The organism is Microcoleus sp. PH2017_09_SFU_O_A (assembly GCF_020738625.1).
Classification (GTDB): Bacteria; Cyanobacteriota; Cyanobacteriia; order Cyanobacteriales; family Microcoleaceae; genus Microcoleus.
The window spans coordinates 138,818-156,152 of sequence record NZ_JAEQCF010000001.1 but is presented as its reverse complement, the minus strand read 5'-3'; the positions used below and the strand labels follow the sequence as shown (position 1 = coordinate 156,152).

The 17,335-nt window shown below is 46.1% G+C and carries 15 protein-coding genes; 9 read left to right on the top strand and 6 right to left on the bottom strand.

Annotation, left to right across the window (positions count from 1 at the left end; translation table 11 throughout):
• Both JGK16_RS00720 and JGK16_RS00715 read left to right on the top strand, forming a co-directional pair.
• Positions 1-438 (top strand): dihydrofolate reductase family protein (locus tag JGK16_RS00720; RefSeq protein WP_293189241.1); only part of this gene is annotated, 438 nt, incomplete at its 5' end.
• A 117-nt stretch (positions 439-555) separates the two neighbouring features.
• Complete coding sequence (locus tag JGK16_RS00715) at positions 556-1,752, top strand: GNAT family N-acetyltransferase (RefSeq protein ID WP_293189239.1); 1,197 nt, start codon at positions 556-558, stop codon at positions 1,750-1,752.
• Positions 1,753-1,778: 26 nt separating this feature from the next.
• Here JGK16_RS00715 and JGK16_RS00710 read toward each other — a convergent pair whose 3' ends face one another.
• From JGK16_RS00710 to JGK16_RS00700, 3 genes are all read right to left on the bottom strand, one after another.
• Positions 1,779-1,979 (bottom strand): hypothetical protein, encoded by a 201-nt coding sequence (locus tag JGK16_RS00710; RefSeq protein WP_293185499.1) that lies wholly within the window; start codon positions 1,977-1,979, stop codon positions 1,779-1,781.
• Positions 1,980-2,131: 152 nt separating this feature from the next.
• Positions 2,132-2,713 (bottom strand): hypothetical protein, encoded by a 582-nt coding sequence (locus tag JGK16_RS00705; RefSeq protein WP_293189237.1) that lies wholly within the window; start codon positions 2,711-2,713, stop codon positions 2,132-2,134.
• Positions 2,714-2,884: 171 nt separating this feature from the next.
• Positions 2,885-4,249, bottom strand: coding sequence for an ATP-binding protein (locus JGK16_RS00700; protein WP_293185496.1), 1,365 nt, complete (start codon positions 4,247-4,249; stop codon positions 2,885-2,887).
• A 49-nt stretch (positions 4,250-4,298) separates the two neighbouring features.
• Here JGK16_RS00700 and JGK16_RS00695 point away from each other — a divergent pair, with 49 nt between their 5' ends.
• From JGK16_RS00695 to JGK16_RS00675, 5 genes are all read left to right on the top strand, one after another.
• On the top strand, positions 4,299-4,535 hold the full coding sequence (locus tag JGK16_RS00695; RefSeq protein ID WP_293185494.1) for a hypothetical protein: 237 nt from the start codon (positions 4,299-4,301) through the stop codon (positions 4,533-4,535).
• Positions 4,532-5,377 (top strand): M48 family metalloprotease, encoded by an 846-nt coding sequence (locus JGK16_RS00690; protein ID WP_293189235.1) that lies wholly within the window; start codon positions 4,532-4,534, stop codon positions 5,375-5,377. The genes JGK16_RS00695 and JGK16_RS00690 overlap by 4 nt, the downstream gene beginning before the upstream one ends.
• 325 nt (positions 5,378-5,702) lie before the next feature.
• Complete coding sequence (gene ftsH4, locus JGK16_RS00685; RefSeq protein WP_293189233.1) at positions 5,703-7,568, top strand: ATP-dependent zinc metalloprotease FtsH4; 1,866 nt, start codon at positions 5,703-5,705, stop codon at positions 7,566-7,568.
• 878 nt (positions 7,569-8,446) lie between these two features.
• Positions 8,447-10,195 carry a hypothetical protein gene (locus JGK16_RS00680; protein ID WP_293189231.1) on the top strand — a complete coding sequence of 583 codons (1,749 nt, stop codon included), beginning with the start codon at positions 8,447-8,449 and terminating at the stop codon, positions 10,193-10,195.
• 2 nt (positions 10,196-10,197) lie between these two features.
• Positions 10,198-11,619 (top strand): hypothetical protein, encoded by a 1,422-nt coding sequence (locus JGK16_RS00675; protein WP_293189229.1) that lies wholly within the window; start codon positions 10,198-10,200, stop codon positions 11,617-11,619.
• Positions 11,620-11,717: 98 nt separating this feature from the next.
• Here JGK16_RS00675 and JGK16_RS00670 read toward each other — a convergent pair whose 3' ends face one another.
• From JGK16_RS00670 to hemE, 3 genes are all read right to left on the bottom strand, one after another.
• On the bottom strand, positions 11,718-13,310 hold the full coding sequence (locus JGK16_RS00670; protein WP_293189227.1) for a B12-binding domain-containing radical SAM protein: 1,593 nt from the start codon (positions 13,308-13,310) through the stop codon (positions 11,718-11,720).
• 390 nt (positions 13,311-13,700) lie between these two features.
• Complete coding sequence (locus tag JGK16_RS00665; protein WP_293185478.1) at positions 13,701-14,663, bottom strand: NAD(P)-dependent oxidoreductase; 963 nt, start codon at positions 14,661-14,663, stop codon at positions 13,701-13,703.
• Positions 14,664-15,142: 479 nt separating this feature from the next.
• Positions 15,143-16,207 (bottom strand): uroporphyrinogen decarboxylase, encoded by a 1,065-nt coding sequence (gene hemE / locus JGK16_RS00660; RefSeq protein WP_293189225.1) that lies wholly within the window; start codon positions 16,205-16,207, stop codon positions 15,143-15,145.
• Between the two features lie 51 nt (positions 16,208-16,258).
• On the opposite strand from hemE, the gene JGK16_RS00655 reads away from it, so the two are divergent.
• Both JGK16_RS00655 and JGK16_RS00650 read left to right on the top strand, forming a co-directional pair.
• Positions 16,259-16,567 carry a hypothetical protein gene (locus JGK16_RS00655; RefSeq protein WP_293185476.1) on the top strand — a complete coding sequence of 103 codons (309 nt, stop codon included), beginning with the start codon at positions 16,259-16,261 and terminating at the stop codon, positions 16,565-16,567.
• A gap of 270 nt (positions 16,568-16,837) precedes the next feature.
• Positions 16,838-17,041, top strand: a complete 204-nt coding sequence (locus JGK16_RS00650) for a hypothetical protein (RefSeq protein WP_293189223.1) — start codon at positions 16,838-16,840, stop codon at positions 17,039-17,041.
• Positions 17,042-17,335 lie beyond the last annotated feature (294 nt).

Below are 17,335 nucleotides of genomic sequence, written 5' to 3'. Positions count from 1 at the left end.
TTGTCTTGTGGAACAGGCATCTTGCCTGTTGCTGAGCACGGGCTAGAAGCCCGTTCCACAATAGATGAATTGTCTTGTGGAACAGGCATCTTGCCTGTTCTTGAAAATGGTGCAATCGGTAAGTTCGATCGCACTTTAACAACCAACACCATCGAGGGAGAAATCGATTGGATTGATGCGTTTCAACAGCTAGAAACCCTCGGTATCAAACGTTTGGCAATTTTGGGAGGCGGAAAACTCGTCGCGTCTGTGCTCGCTGCGGGCTTGATAGACGAGCTCTGGCTGACGGTATGCCCGCTAATTTTGGGTGGCGTGGATGCACCGACACCTGTGGAGGGAAAGGGTTTTTTAGCGGATTTAGCACCGAAATTGGAGCTTTTGGCGGTAAAACAGGTGGGAGGTGAGGTGTTTTTGCATTATAGAGTTGGGGCGGGCTAGAAGCCCACCCCACAACATTTGTGGCACAGGCATCTTGCCTGTGGCGAGTAATTACACAAGCAGGGGAAATTGTATTAAGTTAAATAAAGTTCGATCGCTCTACGTTCAAATCTCCCTATGCTGAAACAGCCGAAACCTCAATATTCTGTAGCCTGGATTAGCAAACTAGCAGACATCCCGCAATCATCGTGGGATGCCTTGGCGATGCCGCTAAAAACGCCTTTTCTCGAATGGGATTGGCTGAATAATCTCGAAACTTCCGGTAGCGCGACAGGTAAAAACGGTTGGCTACCGCATCACTTGACTGTCTGGCGAGACAAAGAGTTGATTGCTTGTGCGCCGCTTTATGTCAAAAGTCACAGTTACGGCGAATTTGTATTCGATAATCAATGGGCCGATTTAGCTCAACGTTTGGGTATTGAATACTATCCGAAATTGATGGGAATGACGCCGTTTACTCCGGCGGAAGGGTATCGTTTTTTGATTGCGCCGGGGGAAGATGAAGATGAGTTAACTGGCATAATGGTAAGTGCGATCGACCATTTTTGCGATCGCCACAATATCTCCGGTTGCAATTTCCTGTATGTCGATCCTGTCTGGCGCACAAGAATGGAACAACACGGTTTTAGCGCTTGGCTGCACCACAGCTATATTTGGCAAAATCAAAGCTATCAAAATTTTGACAACTATCTAGGCGCATTTAATGCCAACCAGCGCCGCAATATCAAGCGCGAACGCAAGGCTGTGGAAACAGCAGGTTTGTTGGTGAAAACTTTGACTGGTGATGAAATTCCCCAGGCGATGTTTGGGCAAATGTATGCTTTTTATGAGAATACTTGCGACAAGTTTGGCTGGTGGGGAAGCAAGTATTTGACGAAGCGATTTTTTGAACAGTTGCACGACAATTATCGCGATCGCGTTTTATTTGTCGCCGCCTATGATAAGGAAGACGAGAGACAGCCGATGGGAATGTCTTTTTGTCTGTATAAGGGCGATCGAATGTACGGGCGCTATTGGGGCAGTTTGCAGGAAATTGACTGCCTACACTTCGATGCTTGTTACTATACACCGATCGAATGGGCGATCGATCGGGGTATCCAAACCTTCGATCCGGGTGCGGGCGGGCGGCACAAAAAACGGCGCGGCTTTCCAGCTACGCCAAATTATAGTTTGCACCGATTTTATAACAACCGTCTGGCGCAAATTCTTAAGTCTTATATCGGTCAAATTAATGAAAGAGAACAGGAAGAAATTGATGCAGTTAATGAGGATTTACCTTTTACTAAGTTACCTCCTTTGTCACTAGCTGATTGAAAGATACGGCAGAAATTAGGTAGAAATTAGGACACGGCAAAAATCAGGACACGGCAGTGCCGTTTCCCTACAATCAATCGGGCGATGATTACAGATGTCATTGAGTTTGATGGATTATTTTGGGGTAGGGAAACGGCATCGCCGTCTCCTCTTCTGCCGTGCGATTGATGGTTATATTCGATCGCACTGAGGGCAACTTTATCATCCAATTCGGTTGATTTTACCATTACCTGAAATCAGGATACGGCAGTGCCGTTTCCCTACAATTAATCGGGCGATGGTTACATCTGTTATGGAATATTAATGATTATTTCAAGGTAGGGAAACGGCAATGCCGTCTCCTCTTTTGCCGTCAACCGTCAACCGTCAACCAGTCAACTTAATTCAAAATTACCTTGCCATCTTCCTGAATTTCCATCGATTTTGTATCAACGCCCAAGTCTGTTGTTGCGCCAAAGCTGACTTGCAACATTCCCGGCGTAGCGGTTGCTTGCGGGCGCACCAACAGCAATCCGCCGTCTGGGCGCTGGTAAGTGAAGGTGATTGGTACTTTGATGTTTTTCAGTAAAATTTCCGATTGTTCGCCCAGAGTGCGCGGTGGAGTAACACCAATGACTTGATAATTGATGACGGCATTGGTGGTATTCACGAGTTTAATTACTACCATGCCCTCCATCGGCGTAACTCGCGCACTTGGCATCGGGAATCGGGCGGGGGCATCTTGGGGTGTGGCGGGCATCCCGCTGGGCTTGGGACTCGCAGCGGGGCTGGGACTCGCAGCGGGACTCGGTTCGCTGACAGGCTTTCCAGGTGCGGGAGTGGCTGCGGGTTGGGATACGGGTTTTCCTGGTTGGGGCGGGGGGCCGCCGGCTTGTCCAAGTGTTGCGAGACTGACGAGTAAACCGCCGCAGGTGGCTGCTAGCAAGCTGATTTTTTTGAACGGTAGATTGTGGCGAAACATAAATAACTCCTCACGAGTTCGATCGAGATTTCCAACAAAGTTTATGTTAATCTATGCCCGAATTGAATTTTAATAGCTGGGTTTGGGCGCAAGGTAGAAAGAATCAGGGTTTGAGGGATAGATTTTTTGGATCAACCGCAGAGGGCGCAGAGGGCACAGAGGAAGAGAGGTTTAGAGGCGGATTTCTGCTGATTTGTGGGCGGGGATGGTGACGGTAACAGCGGTTCCCCGATCGACTTGGCTGTCAATCCGGATTTGGCCGCGGTGGTTTTCGACAATGGCTTTGGCTATGGCTAATCCTAAACCAGAACCGGCGGCGCTGCGGTGGGTGCGGGCGGGATCGGCGCGGTAAAATCGATCGAACAAATGCGGTAGCGCTTCCGGGGCAATCCCCATGCCGGTGTCTGTGACTTTGATTTGCAGTGCAGAATTGATCGCCGACGAATTTCTTTTGTTTTTAGCTGCCAACTGCAATTCTACTTCAATTTCCCCACCCGATGGCGTGTACTGCACGGCGTTGCTGACAAGATTGGTAAACAGTCGCGCTAGTTGATCCCAGTCGCCTAAAACTGTAAAGTTATTTTCAGTGTCGGGCGAATCGATTATTTCCAAACAGAGAGAGATTTTTTGGGTAAGGGCGATCGCCATTTGTTCTTCAATTACCTCCATCAACAAAGCATCGAGAGGAACATCAACCCACTGCTGCTGCACGATTCCGCTGTCTTGTCTGGCCAAAAATAGCAAATCGTCAACCAACCGCCCCAAACGGCGCGTCAGGCGTTCGATAACCTGTAGCTGTTGGTGTTGCTGCGGTTCGATGTCCGGTTCTGCCAAGGCTACTTGGACATTTGTTTGAATAGTGGCGATCGGATTTCTGAGTTCGTGGGAAGCATCGGCAGTAAACTGTTTAAGACGACTGTAAGATTCTCTCACAGGTGCGATCGCCAATCCCGACAGCAACCAGCCAATAGCCGCCACACAAATTAAAGTTAAACTCGCGCCCAAAATCAAATCAAAAATTAATTGTCGGATCGGTTTTGTCACTTCAAACCAAGGATGGCTGACTCGCAAATATCCCAAAACTTGGCGGCCGATTTCCACACGCTGCGTAACTTGTCTGAGAGAATAGTTTTGATCCGGCTGCAACTTATTATTAATTATCCAAACCGTTTCGCCCGTGCGGTTAGCGCGAATCGGAACATTCAGCGGTTCCGACAAAGTAGACCACAGCAACTCGCCCGTAGGACTGAACCATTCTAGATCGATGTGGTCGTCTTCTACTGCGTCGCTGCTATCTCGAAAACTCGTTTGAATATTAACTTGCAACTTAGTTTTAGCACCCTTACTCGGGGAAGTTACCGGTTCGATCGCGAGAGTTCGCTCTACTATTTCTACAACGTGATTGAGAGTGTCGTCAATGCGATCGATCAAAGTATTGCGAACGTAGAAATAGAAACCAGTGGCGAATACAAGTAACAATACAGCAGTAACGGCAGTATACCAAATAGCAAGGCGGCGGCGAGTAGTTTGAAACATGGGAAATTTGGTAATTGGTAATTGGTAATTGGGAATTGGGAATTGGTAATTGGGAATTGGGAATTGGGAATTGGTAATTGGGAATTGGGAATTGGGAATTAGTAATTGGGAATTGGTAAATTACCCGCACTCAAAACGGTTCGTAGTCAGGACTTTAGTCCTCGGAAAAATGCGGACTAAAGTCCTCACTACGAACCAATTTTCATTGTTGATACTTCAGATAGATGTGGAGGTAGCTGTCTCTCTGGTAGCGTACAGGCTAAACTTTTTAGGTAAACGCCTGTGAGTAGATTTTTATTCCGATTCGCGATCGGCTTATTAATGGCATTTTTTGGGGCTATCACCTATTTTACCAGCAGCGTACAAAATCCCGTCACTGGAGAGAAACAGCGGGTGCAGCTTTCTCCCCGCCAAGAGGTAGTTTTGGGATTGGAGGCGCGAGACAAAATGGCGGCTCAATACGGCGGGCTTTATCCGGGCCAGAGTATTCAACAATATGTCGATCGAGTAGGAGAACGAGTTGTCAACGGTTCAGAGGCGAAAAAAGCCGGTTATCCGTTTGAATTCCACCTGCTGCGAGACTCCAAAACTGTCAATGCTTTTGCTCTCCCCGGGGGACAAGTTTTCATTACCGCCGGACTGATGCGGCTGCTGAATTCAGAGGCTCAGTTGGCGGCTGTACTGGGGCACGAAAGCGGTCACGTTGTGGGGCGACACGCTGCGGAACACCTTGCAAAACAGCAGTTGGGCAGGTCTTTGGTAACGGCGGTTGGGGTGGCGACTACTGACGATCGCGGTGGCGGACAACAAGCAGCATTAATTGCTCAAGCTGTCAATCAAGTTGTTGGTTTGCGGTACGGTAGAGCAGATGAACTTGAGAGCGATCGCCTCGGTTTTCGCTTTATGACCGAAGCGGGTTACGATCCTAGAGGTATTGTTGAGGTGATGCAAATTCTCGGTTCTGCGAGGCAGGGCGAAGCGCCGCCGGAGTTTTTGAGTTCTCACCCAAATCCTGAGAATCGAGTTGAAAAGTTGCAAGCTTTAATCGCCCAAAATTTCCCTAACGGTGTTCCAGCTAATTTAGTTTCTGGACGCGAAGAGTTTGCTAAGAATGTCTCGGGCGGTTAGCCATAATTCTAATATATCGAACCGCGAAGACACGTTCGGCGAAGCCGTTCCCGTAGGGTAGGGCGCGAAGCAAGAAAAGAGCGAGAGAATCTTAAAGGGATTCTGAAGTAAAAACCATTCATTAACTATCAACCAATAATTTATAACTATAACTTTCTGCTCTTCCTTCGTGTTCTTCGCGTCTTCACGGTTCGTTTTTCATGCCCAATCAGTGCAGCCCGGTTAACCGACTAATCAAGTGAGGAAATCCGCTTAGCACTCCGCGCACTTTTGATGGCAAAATATATGAATAAAACAAAATTAACTAAAAGGATGACACTTATCAATGGCAATTAAAGACCAGCCCCAACCCCCTCGTTTTCGCCAAATCAGCAATATCGTGTTATTGCTATCAAGCTTGTTTCTGCTAGCAAACATCTTTTTGCCCAATTTGTTAGGGCCACAAATTCCCCAAGTGCCTTACAGTTTGTTCGTCCATCAAGTCCAAGAACAAGATGTAGTCAGAGCTTCGGTAGGTCAAAATGAAATCCGCTACCAACTCAAAGGCGAAGGCGACAAACCAGGACAAGTTTTGTCAACTACGCCAATTTTTGACCTGGAACTGCCTAAACTTTTGCAAGAAAAAGGCGTTGAATTTGCGGCAACTCCGCCTTCTAAAAATGGCTGGATCGGCAGTGTTTTAAGCTGGGTCGTTCCGCCACTGATTTTTGTAGCAATATTTCAATTTTTCATGAACCGGGGCGGTGGCGGGCCACAGGGCGCGCTGTCGATCGGCAAAAGCAAGGCTAAGGTCTACGTAGAAGGCGAATCTGCGAAAATTACTTTTGCTGATGTCGCCGGAGTAGAGGAAGCTAAAACTGAATTAGTCGAAGTTGTTGAGTTCCTGAAAACTCCCGACAGATTCACGGCAATTGGCGCGCGAATTCCGAAGGGCGTGCTGTTAGTCGGGCCGCCGGGAACTGGCAAAACTCTGTTAGCAAAAGCAGTGGCTGGTGAAGCTGGTGTGCCGTTTTTTAGCATCTCTGGTTCGGAGTTTGTCGAACTGTTTGTCGGTGTTGGTTCTGCGAGAGTCCGAGATTTATTTGAGCAGGCTAAGAAACAGGCTCCTTGTATTATTTTCATCGATGAATTGGATGCGATCGGCAAATCTCGTAGCACAAATGCGGCATTCGGCGGCAATGATGAGCGTGAACAAACTCTCAATCAACTATTAACTGAAATGGACGGTTTTGCTGCGGGCAATACTACGGTAATTGTGCTGGCTGCAACTAACCGCCCGGAAAGTTTGGATGCTGCTTTGTTGCGCCCAGGCCGTTTCGATCGCCAAGTTTTAGTCGATCGCCCGGACTTATCCGGCCGCGAAGCAATTTTGAACATTCACTCTCAAAAAGTGAAGTTGGGCCCGGATATTGACTTGAAGGCAGTCGCCACTCGTACCCCCGGTTTTTCGGGCGCAGACTTGGCAAATTTGGTCAATGAAGCTGCCTTGCTAGCTGCCCGCAACAAGCGTCTCACTGTAGCGCAAGAAGACTTTTATGAAGCGTTTGAGCGCGTTGTAGCTGGCTTGGAAAAGAAAAGCCGGGTGCTCAACGAAAAAGAGAAAAAGATTGTGGCTTACCACGAAGTCGGGCACGCCATGGTTGGCGCTGTGATGACTGGCGGCGGCGAAGTGGCGAAAATCTCGATCGTCCCGCGCGGTATGGCTGCATTGGGTTACACGTTGCAATTACCGACTGAAGACCGTTTCTTGTTGGATGAATCGGAGTTGCGCGGGCAAATTGCTACACTGCTTGGCGGGCGATCGGCTGAGGAAGTCGTGTTTGGTAGCATCACTACCGGCGCTTCAAATGACTTGCAAAGGGCGACTGATTTAGCGGAAAGGATGGTGACAACTTACGGGATGAGCAAGGTGTTGGGGCCTCTAGCGTACGATCGCGCTCAACAATCGTTCCTCGGCGATGGTATGGGAAATGCGCGCCGTGCGGTGAGTGCCCAGACTGCTGAGGCGATCGACCAAGAAGTCAAAGAAATTGTCGAAACTGCACATCAGCAAGCTTTGGATATTCTGAAAACTAATCGGGAATTGTTGGAAACAATCACGCAGAAGCTGTTGGAAACTGAAGTAGTTGAAGGTGAGGCTTTGCACAAATTACTGGCTGAAGTGCGGCCTTTAGATCAGGTTGCGGCTTGAGTTTCACAGGGTTGAGTCGGACTTGCCCATGAGGGTCCAGAAACCGGGTTTTTACCAGAATAATTGGCTGTAGCCGAGAGATTCGGAAAAAACCCGGTTTCTTTATTCGGAGTGGAATCCCAGAAACCGGGTTTTTGCGAGAAGACGCGCTGTAAGCGACAGATTCGGTAAAAAACCCGGTTTCTTTATTCGCAGTGCGTAATTCCTGTTTAATTAAACCGCATATGAACGCAGATGATTCTAAATCATCTGCGTTTTTTAGTATGCGGGTGAGTTCAGCCGTTTGCCCGACCAACCAGTATCAACGGACACCGCGCGCTCCGAGGTAACTCCTATGCCGATCAACCTGCCGTTCCGATGCGAGTCGGAACGCCGGATTTGTCTCGCAGCTAAGGTTTACAGCTCTTAGGATTGCGGGAACCTCCGCACTTTTGCCCGCCACAAATAATCCGATAGTTCCATGTAACATAGGCTACAAAAAAATTGAGATGGTTACTGAATTACTGAGAAAAACAGCTTTTTCCTGAAAACTATTGCTAGTGCTACTCAACCTGTGAGAATATTCGGCTAGTAAAGTTAATCGTCATTGAGCTATGGCTAAACTTGAGTTACCTGAGTCTCTAGAATCTGTATTCGCTCGCGTTGAGGAATTTTTAGGTTCCTCAAAGAAGATTTTAATCGTTACTGGCATGATTGGAACTGGCCTGCATCTTCTACAAAAAGCTATGGTCGATACATCTATATCCTTAAGCCGAAATTACTCTGTTCTTGCTCCTAATAGTAAAATTGCGTCTCTTTATCCAGTAGAGTCAAAGAGTATTTACTCGCATATCTTCACAAAAAACTATAAAGTAGAGAAGGAGCAGCTGATCTATGGATTGAACAAAAATCAGGATACAGAGCAACAGGTTTACATCGTCGGTGAGGCCCACCTGATATCCGATTCACAGTTTGAAACTGATGTTTTTCGTTACGGTAGTGGGAAACTTCTCACGGATTTTTTGGAATATACGGAAATTGAAAAGACTCAAAGACAGGTGATTTTTCTGGGCGATCCGTTTCAGCTAACGAGAGGCAAAACAGATGAATCTGCACTGTGTTACGAGCGATTGCAGGCTGCGATAGACGGTGAGATCGATCGCATCAATCTTGAGTTTATACTTCCAGACCAACAGCAAAATTTGTTTGTCAAAAATTGTCAAAAAATCGCTCAAAGCATACATTTTAGCAGATTTAATCAGCTCAGAGCGATCGCCGATGACTCGAATTGCATCCAAATAGTCGATCGCGATCGCCAACAGGAGATATCGAAAGCTGTATTCCTGGAAGATTCCCGATTTACCAAGTTTATAGTTTTCACCAACGAATTGGTTAACCGCATTAATCATCAGGTTAGACAAGAGTTTTTTGGTCGAGGTAAAGAGATCGTTGCAGGTGATATTGTACATATCCACAATAGTCCTGTCGAAGTAGATGAACAAAAGCTAGAGCAAACTTATATATCAAATAACTCTTTTGCTGAAGTCATAGAAGTTAATCCCAATACACCCTTAATCCAACCGCTGAAAGGACGCGAACAGCCAATTCAGATAAATTTTTTGCGGATTAGAGTGCGGCTACTTGAGAACGGTAAAGAGGTCGAGTTCCTCTGCTTGAGCGATTATTTATATGCGGACAAACCAGAATTTGACAAGGACACACTTGTAGCTCTGCGGGTTTCAGCAATTAGCAAATTTAGACAACAGCAGAAACAGGTAAGAGAATCAGACGAATCGGACAATTCTAGCGAAGCAAAGTTTCTACGCAACGATCCGTACTTAAACGCAGCGCGTCTGAGGTTTGGTTACGCGCTGACTCTGCATCGCGCCCAGGGGCAGAAGTTTAAAACTGCGATCGCGAATATGGAGACTGGCCAGGGACAAACAAATGCCACTTATTTTCGATTGGTTTATACCTTGTTTTCTGTAGTTCAAAATCGACTTTTTATCCTGAATTTTCCCTCGATTACACCATTTTTTAAAGCAACTTGGAACGGCAGTCAAGGCAAGCTAGATTCTGTTGTTTTCAAGGATATCATTGCATTTGACCCTGATTCAGAATCAGGTAATGCAAATATTTCGGCTTTCCCTATCCTGGAAAAACCTTTAAAAAATCTTTACTTGCATATCGCGGAAAGTCTTACATTTCATAGAATTCAGGTAATTTCATACAAGCATAATAGTTATCAGGAAGTTTATGGTTTTAGCTCAGAAGACGATACAGAAATGTGTTCTCTTCGCTTGCATTATAATGGCAAATTTCAGGTGACGCGAATTGAAACTGTGAAATCTGAGCCGATGGAATTTGCCACTGTCGTTGTGGATGCTATCACATCAAAACTGCGATTAGGAAATGAATTTCAGCAAACAGTTCACGATCTAATTAAAGCCAAACTCGACCCACACAAAATAGTAATTCAGGGAATTGAACACCATGATTATCACGAAATTTACTATCTCAAATCAGACATGGGCGCTCTCAAAATGCAAGTTTTCTACGATGGAGATGGTTTTGTGACGCAAGTTTTCCCGATCGGATACACAAATGTACAAGTTGTAGAATTAGTTCACCTCGCACTGGAGTTATAAAAATGTCGAATTTAACAGAAGAAATCAAAAATTTGAGAAAAGCTGGACAGATAGATGAAGCTTATTCCAGAGGGTACGAACTGCTAAAACAGCATCCAAACGACAAATTTCTGGCTAGCAGTGTTGGTTGGGTTCTCTACGACAAAGTAAAAAAACTGGTAGATACAGCTAATCAATCTGAATCCATAGATACAGAGTCGTCTGTCAGCCAGATCAAGGAAATATTGGGAGAATATTACAAACTCAAGCTGAATCGACCGGATTTGCTATTTAGTCGTTTGCTATCCCAAATTCTACGATTTCCAAAGCAAATCAAGTTTTTACCAAAGTTCCTAAAATGGGCTGGTGTTGATAGTTTTCAAGCGGAAGACTTTCAGGTTTCTACTGCTAATGATGGTAAAGTTTTTGATTCGCTGGTTGAGAAAACAGCAAGAGAAGTAGGAAAGATTGCTTGTGAATTGACTGTTCAAGATTATCTTGATGCAACAGAATTACAAAATTTTGCCATTACATTGATCGATGTTGCACTTGATCGCGCCAAAGTTCAAAAACCGGAATGGCTAAATTATCGCAAGGCTTTATTGCTAAATCGTTTGGGGCGATCGACAGAAGCTCAAAAACTTCTGGTTTCCTTTGTGAAGCAGAAGCGTAGCGATTACTGGGCGTGGCACGCATTAGCTAAAGTCGTGGAAACCTCTGATCCTACACTAGCATTGGCACTTTGTGCAAAAGCGTGTTTGACTTGCAGGGATGAAAATTTTGGTGTTGGCGTTTTTGAGGATCTCAGCCGACTCGCAGCAAATAAAGGACAATGGAAAGTGGCTAAATGGGCTGCCGATCGAGCTTTTAATGTTCGTAACAGTAACAAATGGAAAATCCCCCAATCGCTCCGTAATCTCTTGACTGCTAGTTGGTATGCTGGTGCTGGAAATATATCTAACGCAGAGGAAGTGTTAGAAAATATAGCTGCTGATGCCGAAAAGGTGATTTGGCAAAATTGCCCGCAATTGAATGCTAACTACCTCGGCTCGTTTACAGCAAAAACTGGCAAGATGATGCTCAAGTTTGGATTGCATTCTGATAGTGTATCTGAAGAAGTTGTTAGTCCAGAACGAGGAATGCTGAAGAATTTAAATCTACTAATGGGCGCGCCGGTGATAGTGACTGTTGATGAGAATGGCGATCGGCTAACGGTGGTTGCTGTTGAGAAACGCGAATCGGGCAAACTATTTGATAGTATGTCTTGTAAAACAGGTCGGTTTCGCTTGCATCAAAAGGGTTTTGGGTTTGTAGAGGATGTTCATGTTCCTCATGAATTAGCTTCTCAGTTGCAAAATGATCAAACAGTTAATCTTGCTGTTGTCAAAAGGTTTGATAAAAAGAAAAATCAATGGGGTTTGACTGCGATCGCGCTACTTAATTAGTTAGACTACAGTTTCGCCGTAAAATGCTCTTCTTTTAGATATCCGACTTCTTAATTAAATAAGTCGGATATCTGGCTATTCGGTTGAATTCTTCAACCCTAAACCACTTGCACTTCCTTTTCCTCAGTAGCAACAGGTTGTTGATACACTGTCTGAGACTCATTAGCCAAAAACTCGGCTAATTGAGCCTCGATTTCATCCCGCACAATTTGGCGGTATTCCAGGAAATGCTCGTTGTGGGCGCACACTGTTAAATAGTGATCCCAAACGGCAGGATTGCGTTTGAGAATGCTGAACAAATGATGCCAGAACTTCCAGCGAGTTGAACGCTTGACTCCTTGGCGCCAAACTACGGTTAGCAGTGCTCGCAAGTCGATCCAACTGGGGATTCTTGATGGTATATTTGCTGTAGGTGCACCTAACATCAAGAAGTGGCGGTAGGTGCGGTCTAAATATTTCTCAGCATCGTACACGTCAGAAAATGCTTGAACATATTCTCTCGCGATGTCTTCTAGCGGCCGCGTCGGAATGAAGTTCATCAATGTAGTCTGATTCAAGTTGCCGGATTTGTCGCGCAATCTGCCTTCTTTTGCTAGTCGGTGCGATAATGCAGTGTGCGGTAAAGCTTGCAGCATTCCAAAGGTTGTACTGGGAATTGCTGCTGCTTCGGCGAAGTTGACGATGCGTTGGCCTGCGCCCGGTTTTTCGCCGTCGAATCCGATGATGAATCCGGCCATTACTCGCAAACCTGATTTGGCAATTAATTCTACTGATTCTATCAGGGAGTTGCGAGTATTTTGGAATTTTTTGGTCATTTGCAAGCTTTCTTCGTCGGGGGTTTCAATTCCTAGGAATACGGCGTTGAAATGACATTTCACCATCATGTCCATCAATTCTTGGTCTTGGGCTAAGTCGATGGATGCTTCTGTGTTGAAGTTGAAGGGGAATTTGTGTTCTATTTGCCAGACTTCTAAGTCTTTTAGCAATAGTTTGACACTGCGTTTGTTGCCGATAAAGTTGTCGTCTACCATGAAGACGCCGCGCCGCCAACCTAGGTTGTAGAGACAGTCTAGTTCTGCTATTAATTGTTGGGGTTCTTTGGTGCGGGGTTTGCGCCCGTAGAGGACGATGATGTCGCAGAATTCGCACTGGAAGGGACAGCCTCGGGAAAATTGAATCGACATTGAGTCGTAGCTGTCTAATTCCAGCAGGTCGAAGCGGGGAACAGGGGTTGTGGTAACATCGGGTTTTACGCCGTCCGATCGATAAATTCCACTTTTTTCACCGCGCGCGATGGCTTCGACGAACATCGGTAGGGTGATTTCGCCTTCGTCGAGAATCAGGTAATCGATGCCGGCTGCTTGGGGCTCTTCGGGTACGGAAGTTGGGTAGGGGCCGCCACAAGCTACGGATTTACCGCGCCGCTTGGCTTCGCGGATGATGTCTAGCAAGTCTTCTTTTTGGACAATCATCGCTGACAGAATAACGAGCTCTGCCCATTCCCATTCTGCTTCGGTGATTTGTCGGATGTTACGATCGACTAACTTGAATTCCCATTCTTGGGGTAGAATGGCTGCTACTGTGACCAAACCCAGCGGTGGAAGCAGCACTTTGCGATCGACTAATTCTAGGATTTTCTCATAAGACCAGAATGTTTTCGGGAACAGGGGGTAAACTAGAAGCACTCGCATAGTATGTTAAACCTCACATCACTAAAAGACTTGCGATCTGGCTGGCGTTTGAGAGTTCGATCGACTCTCAATATTTAATGTTAAGGCTAAAATTACGATCTTGCCCGCGATCGACTATCTAGAAAGGGGCGACACCCCCTAACACAAAGATAATGGGCGCAATTTTTAGCTTGCAGTTCCCTGTTATAGTTGGCAAATGTTGATATCTTATCGTATCTCACCATTGATTGACGATAATCGCTTCAAAAGTGCCCGAATCAGGCAAAAAAGAATTTGAAATAGTAGAGTTGAATAGGATAAAGAATTAGGGACGGGCTAGAAGCCCATCCCACAAGAAAGATTGTGGGATGGGCTTCTAGCCTGTCCGATTATTGGTGCGGAGTGTACGGACTACTTTGTATTTTTATCTGGAATTCCGCTAGTTCTTAACATATCAGCAACTGTGCCGCAGTAACTCGGCAATCCAATGCTTTCGGGATTGACCAGATTTTGATAGGTAAAATGGCGGTAGCTGATACAAAATCTATCCCAAGCAGCCATCTGAATTCGGAACAACCAAATAAAGAAATCGGCAAGCCAAGGTGACAGAGTAATCCGAAAAAATATTTTTGTATGCAAATACTTGCAAGCTTGTTCGACAACTTCGTTCGCGGTAATCGCCGGATTTCCGAGTACAAAATGTCGCGGTTCTTCGGAATCGGACGGATGTTCGACTAAGTAATTAACTACTGTGGCAATGTCTGCACCGTGGATGAAGTGAAAACTGCCATCTGCTTTCAGCCAGCGAATCAAACCAATCCATTTGGCGACAAGCGGCAAACCGGATGATAGGTGAGAAACTGGTTTTTCGGCATCTCCTCCTAATACTAAGGTTGGGTAAAGTGCGGTAATTGGAGGCACGTTTGTTAACGTTGATAATTGCGTCATGCAATCGTATTTGGAGCGAACATAATCTGTCCCCAGTTCTCCGGCTTCTTTGAGTAAGTTGTTATCTCTACCGAGAATGCTGGCGGTTGAAAAGTATATTACTTGTTCGCAAGTCTGGGGCGAAAGTAGTTGAATGAGGCGCAGAGTTTTGGTGACGTTGACATCAAAAACTTCTTGGGTTCCTCCCCAAGCTGTGGCTGCTAAAATTGCTACGTCTATTGTTTGCAGCAGTTCGGAATGGCGATCGATATCTTTCATGTCGCCTTGTATGATATTGATGCCCGATCGCGCTTTCCAGTCAAATTTTAGCTTATCGGGGTTGCGAACTAATAGGTAGAGTTCGTGGTTTGTCTGTTGAATCAAGGTTTCGGCCATGTAGTGACCGATACAGCCACTTGCACCCGTTATGAAAATTTTTTTTGTCATTTGCAGAAGGGGAAGGGGGGGAGGTGGGGAGAGAGGGAGAGGGGGAGAGGGGGAGTTATTGGTTTGAATTTGAGGCTTTAGTCGGCCATAGATTTGGGTGACAGTTGAGGTTTGATCCCCCTAAATCCCCCTTAATAAGGGGGACTTTGAGAATACTTGTCCCGTCTTAAAAACCGAGGTTTTGAATGCTCTTGTTCCCCCCTTCTTAAGGGGGGTTAGGGGGGATCTCCGGATTCTATTCGTTACCAGTAGTTAACAGGGATTTTCGGTGGGGTGGGGGCGGGTTTATTTAGCCTGTTTGCAACTTTTAAGGTTGTTGGTGAACCCGCCCCTACGGGTTTTTGGGGTTTGAATTCCTGTCAAATTTAAGTAGTGGGGGCGGGTTTATTTCACCTGTTTGCAACTTTTAAGGTTGTTGGTGAACCCGCCCCTACGGATTTTGGAGAATGAGGTTTTTGGGGTTTGAATTCCTGTCAAATTTAAGCGGTAACTGCGAGCAATTTGTCGGCTTGTTTGGCGGTTTCAAAGAAGAAACGCACGTTATCTTCGGGGGTTCCCGGCAATACGCCGTGTCCTAAATTGAGGATGTGTCCGCGATCGCCCGCTTTGCGAATTGTATCAAGAATTCGATCGCGAATAAACGGTTGAGAACCAAACAATACGCCGGGATCGAGATTTCCCTGAACGTTCATGTTGGGGCCCAAACGCTTGCGCGCGTCGGCCATATCAACCGTCCAATCGACGCTGACGATATCTGCGCCGGATGTAGCCATGCGTTCGAGAAGGCCGCCGCTACCTGTGACTAATAGGATTAGCGGTGTGTCGGGATGGGTTTTTTTGACTTGCTCGAATACCTGTTTTTGGTATGGTAGAGCGAAGGTGTCGTAATCCTGCGGGGACAGTTGGCCGGCCCAGGAGTCGAACATTTGCACTACTTGGGCGCCGCAGTCGATTTGATAGCGCACGTAAACTGCGATCGCATCTGCAAATTTCGAGAGCAATTGATGTAGTAAAGTTGGATCGGAAAATGCCATGTTTTTGATGACGGCATAATCCTTAGAACCTTTGCCCTCAACGGCGTAGGCTGCTAAAGTCCAGGGCGCGCCGACAAAACCGAGCACGGTGGATTTGTTGCCAACTTCCGCGCGCAGGGATTTGAGGATTGTTTTGATAAAGGGCAAACTTTCTTCCGGGTTCAGCGGTTGCAGGTTGTCGATTTGCTGCTGAGTGCGGATGGGTGCGTGGATAATCGGGCCTTTACCTTCGGCGATGTCCATGTCGATGCCCAAACCGGGCATGGGGGTGACGATATCGGAAAATAAAATTACGCCGTCGGGTTGAAACGCGCGCCACGGCTGAAGGGAAACTTCGATCGCAACTTCGGGAATTTCGGAACGTTCGCGAAAGGAGGGATACTTTTCTCGCAAATCTCGATAGGCTTTCATGTAGCGACCGGCTTGGCGCATCATCCACACGGGCGGGCGGTCTAGGGTTTCGCCGCGGGCTGCCCGCAACAGCAAGGGAACTTCATTTAATGATGACATCTTAACTTTTCTCGAATTTAGATCTTTTAATGTCTTTGGTAGCTTACCACTGTGCGATCGTCCTTTTCGATCGAAAATTCGGCGATCGGCCCGCAGCAGCTATTGTCTGATGTCTGTATGTGTATTCGGACTGACGCGGGGCTCAGAAACCGGGTTTTTGGCGATAATTCTTCGTCGCAGTCGGCAGATTCGCAAAAAAACCCGGTTTCTTTGGGTTTGATGGGTAAATTCCCTACTATCTATCATTGCGAGGCACTATCTGTCATTGCGAGGAACGTTAGCGAAGCGATCTCTTATGAAAGCAATCTCCGCATCTATTTTTTCAGCGCTTCTGTTTTCTGGACTGAATTAATTCATTAATTGGTAGAGCTTGATTTGCGATCGAACTGTGGTAGTTTGCGAGGGGTCGGGAAAATGGCTGAAAATACGCTGTTTCGTTCTAACCCTCGCAGCATTGCTGGGCAAGGGTTTCAGCGAGTTTTTCTGCGGGGTTGAAGGAGTTTTGACGGATAATTTTGGGAACCCTTGCAAATCTCCCCACTCGCTGGGGAAAATAATTGAATGGAAACTTGACCCAAAAAAATCAATAGGAATATAATTAAATTATACGAACTTAAAGAGTAAATAAAGATGTTTGATTGGATTGTCAAAACCGTAGCTGATGCTTCAGGGGTAACTAGCCAGCTCAAAGTAGCTGAATGGGCAAGATTGAATCAGACTAATGCTTTTGATATGGGCCCCAAAAACTACCAGAGGTGCTTACATGATTTAGGTTTAGGTGGCAAGTATCATGAACTTGAATACAATGAAAACGGAAGCCTTAAATATCAATAGTATCCATTATTTTTGGAACTGAATTAATTGCCTCACAAATTTTAGCTGGTAAGCAGCAACTGATTCACGAATACAAAATTACATCTAAAATACCAAGATTTGTAGGGGCGGGTTCACCCAAATATACAATGAAATCGACGGACTCAAAAACCCGCCCCCACCGATCGCAGAACCAGAAAAACTTGTCCCCAATCAGAGTTGGTTGGTTGGGTTGGGGCAGGTTTATAAATATTGTTGATTTGAGTTACACATCCGGGTGAGCCCGCCCCTACAATTCCTCGGAAAAGATGATTT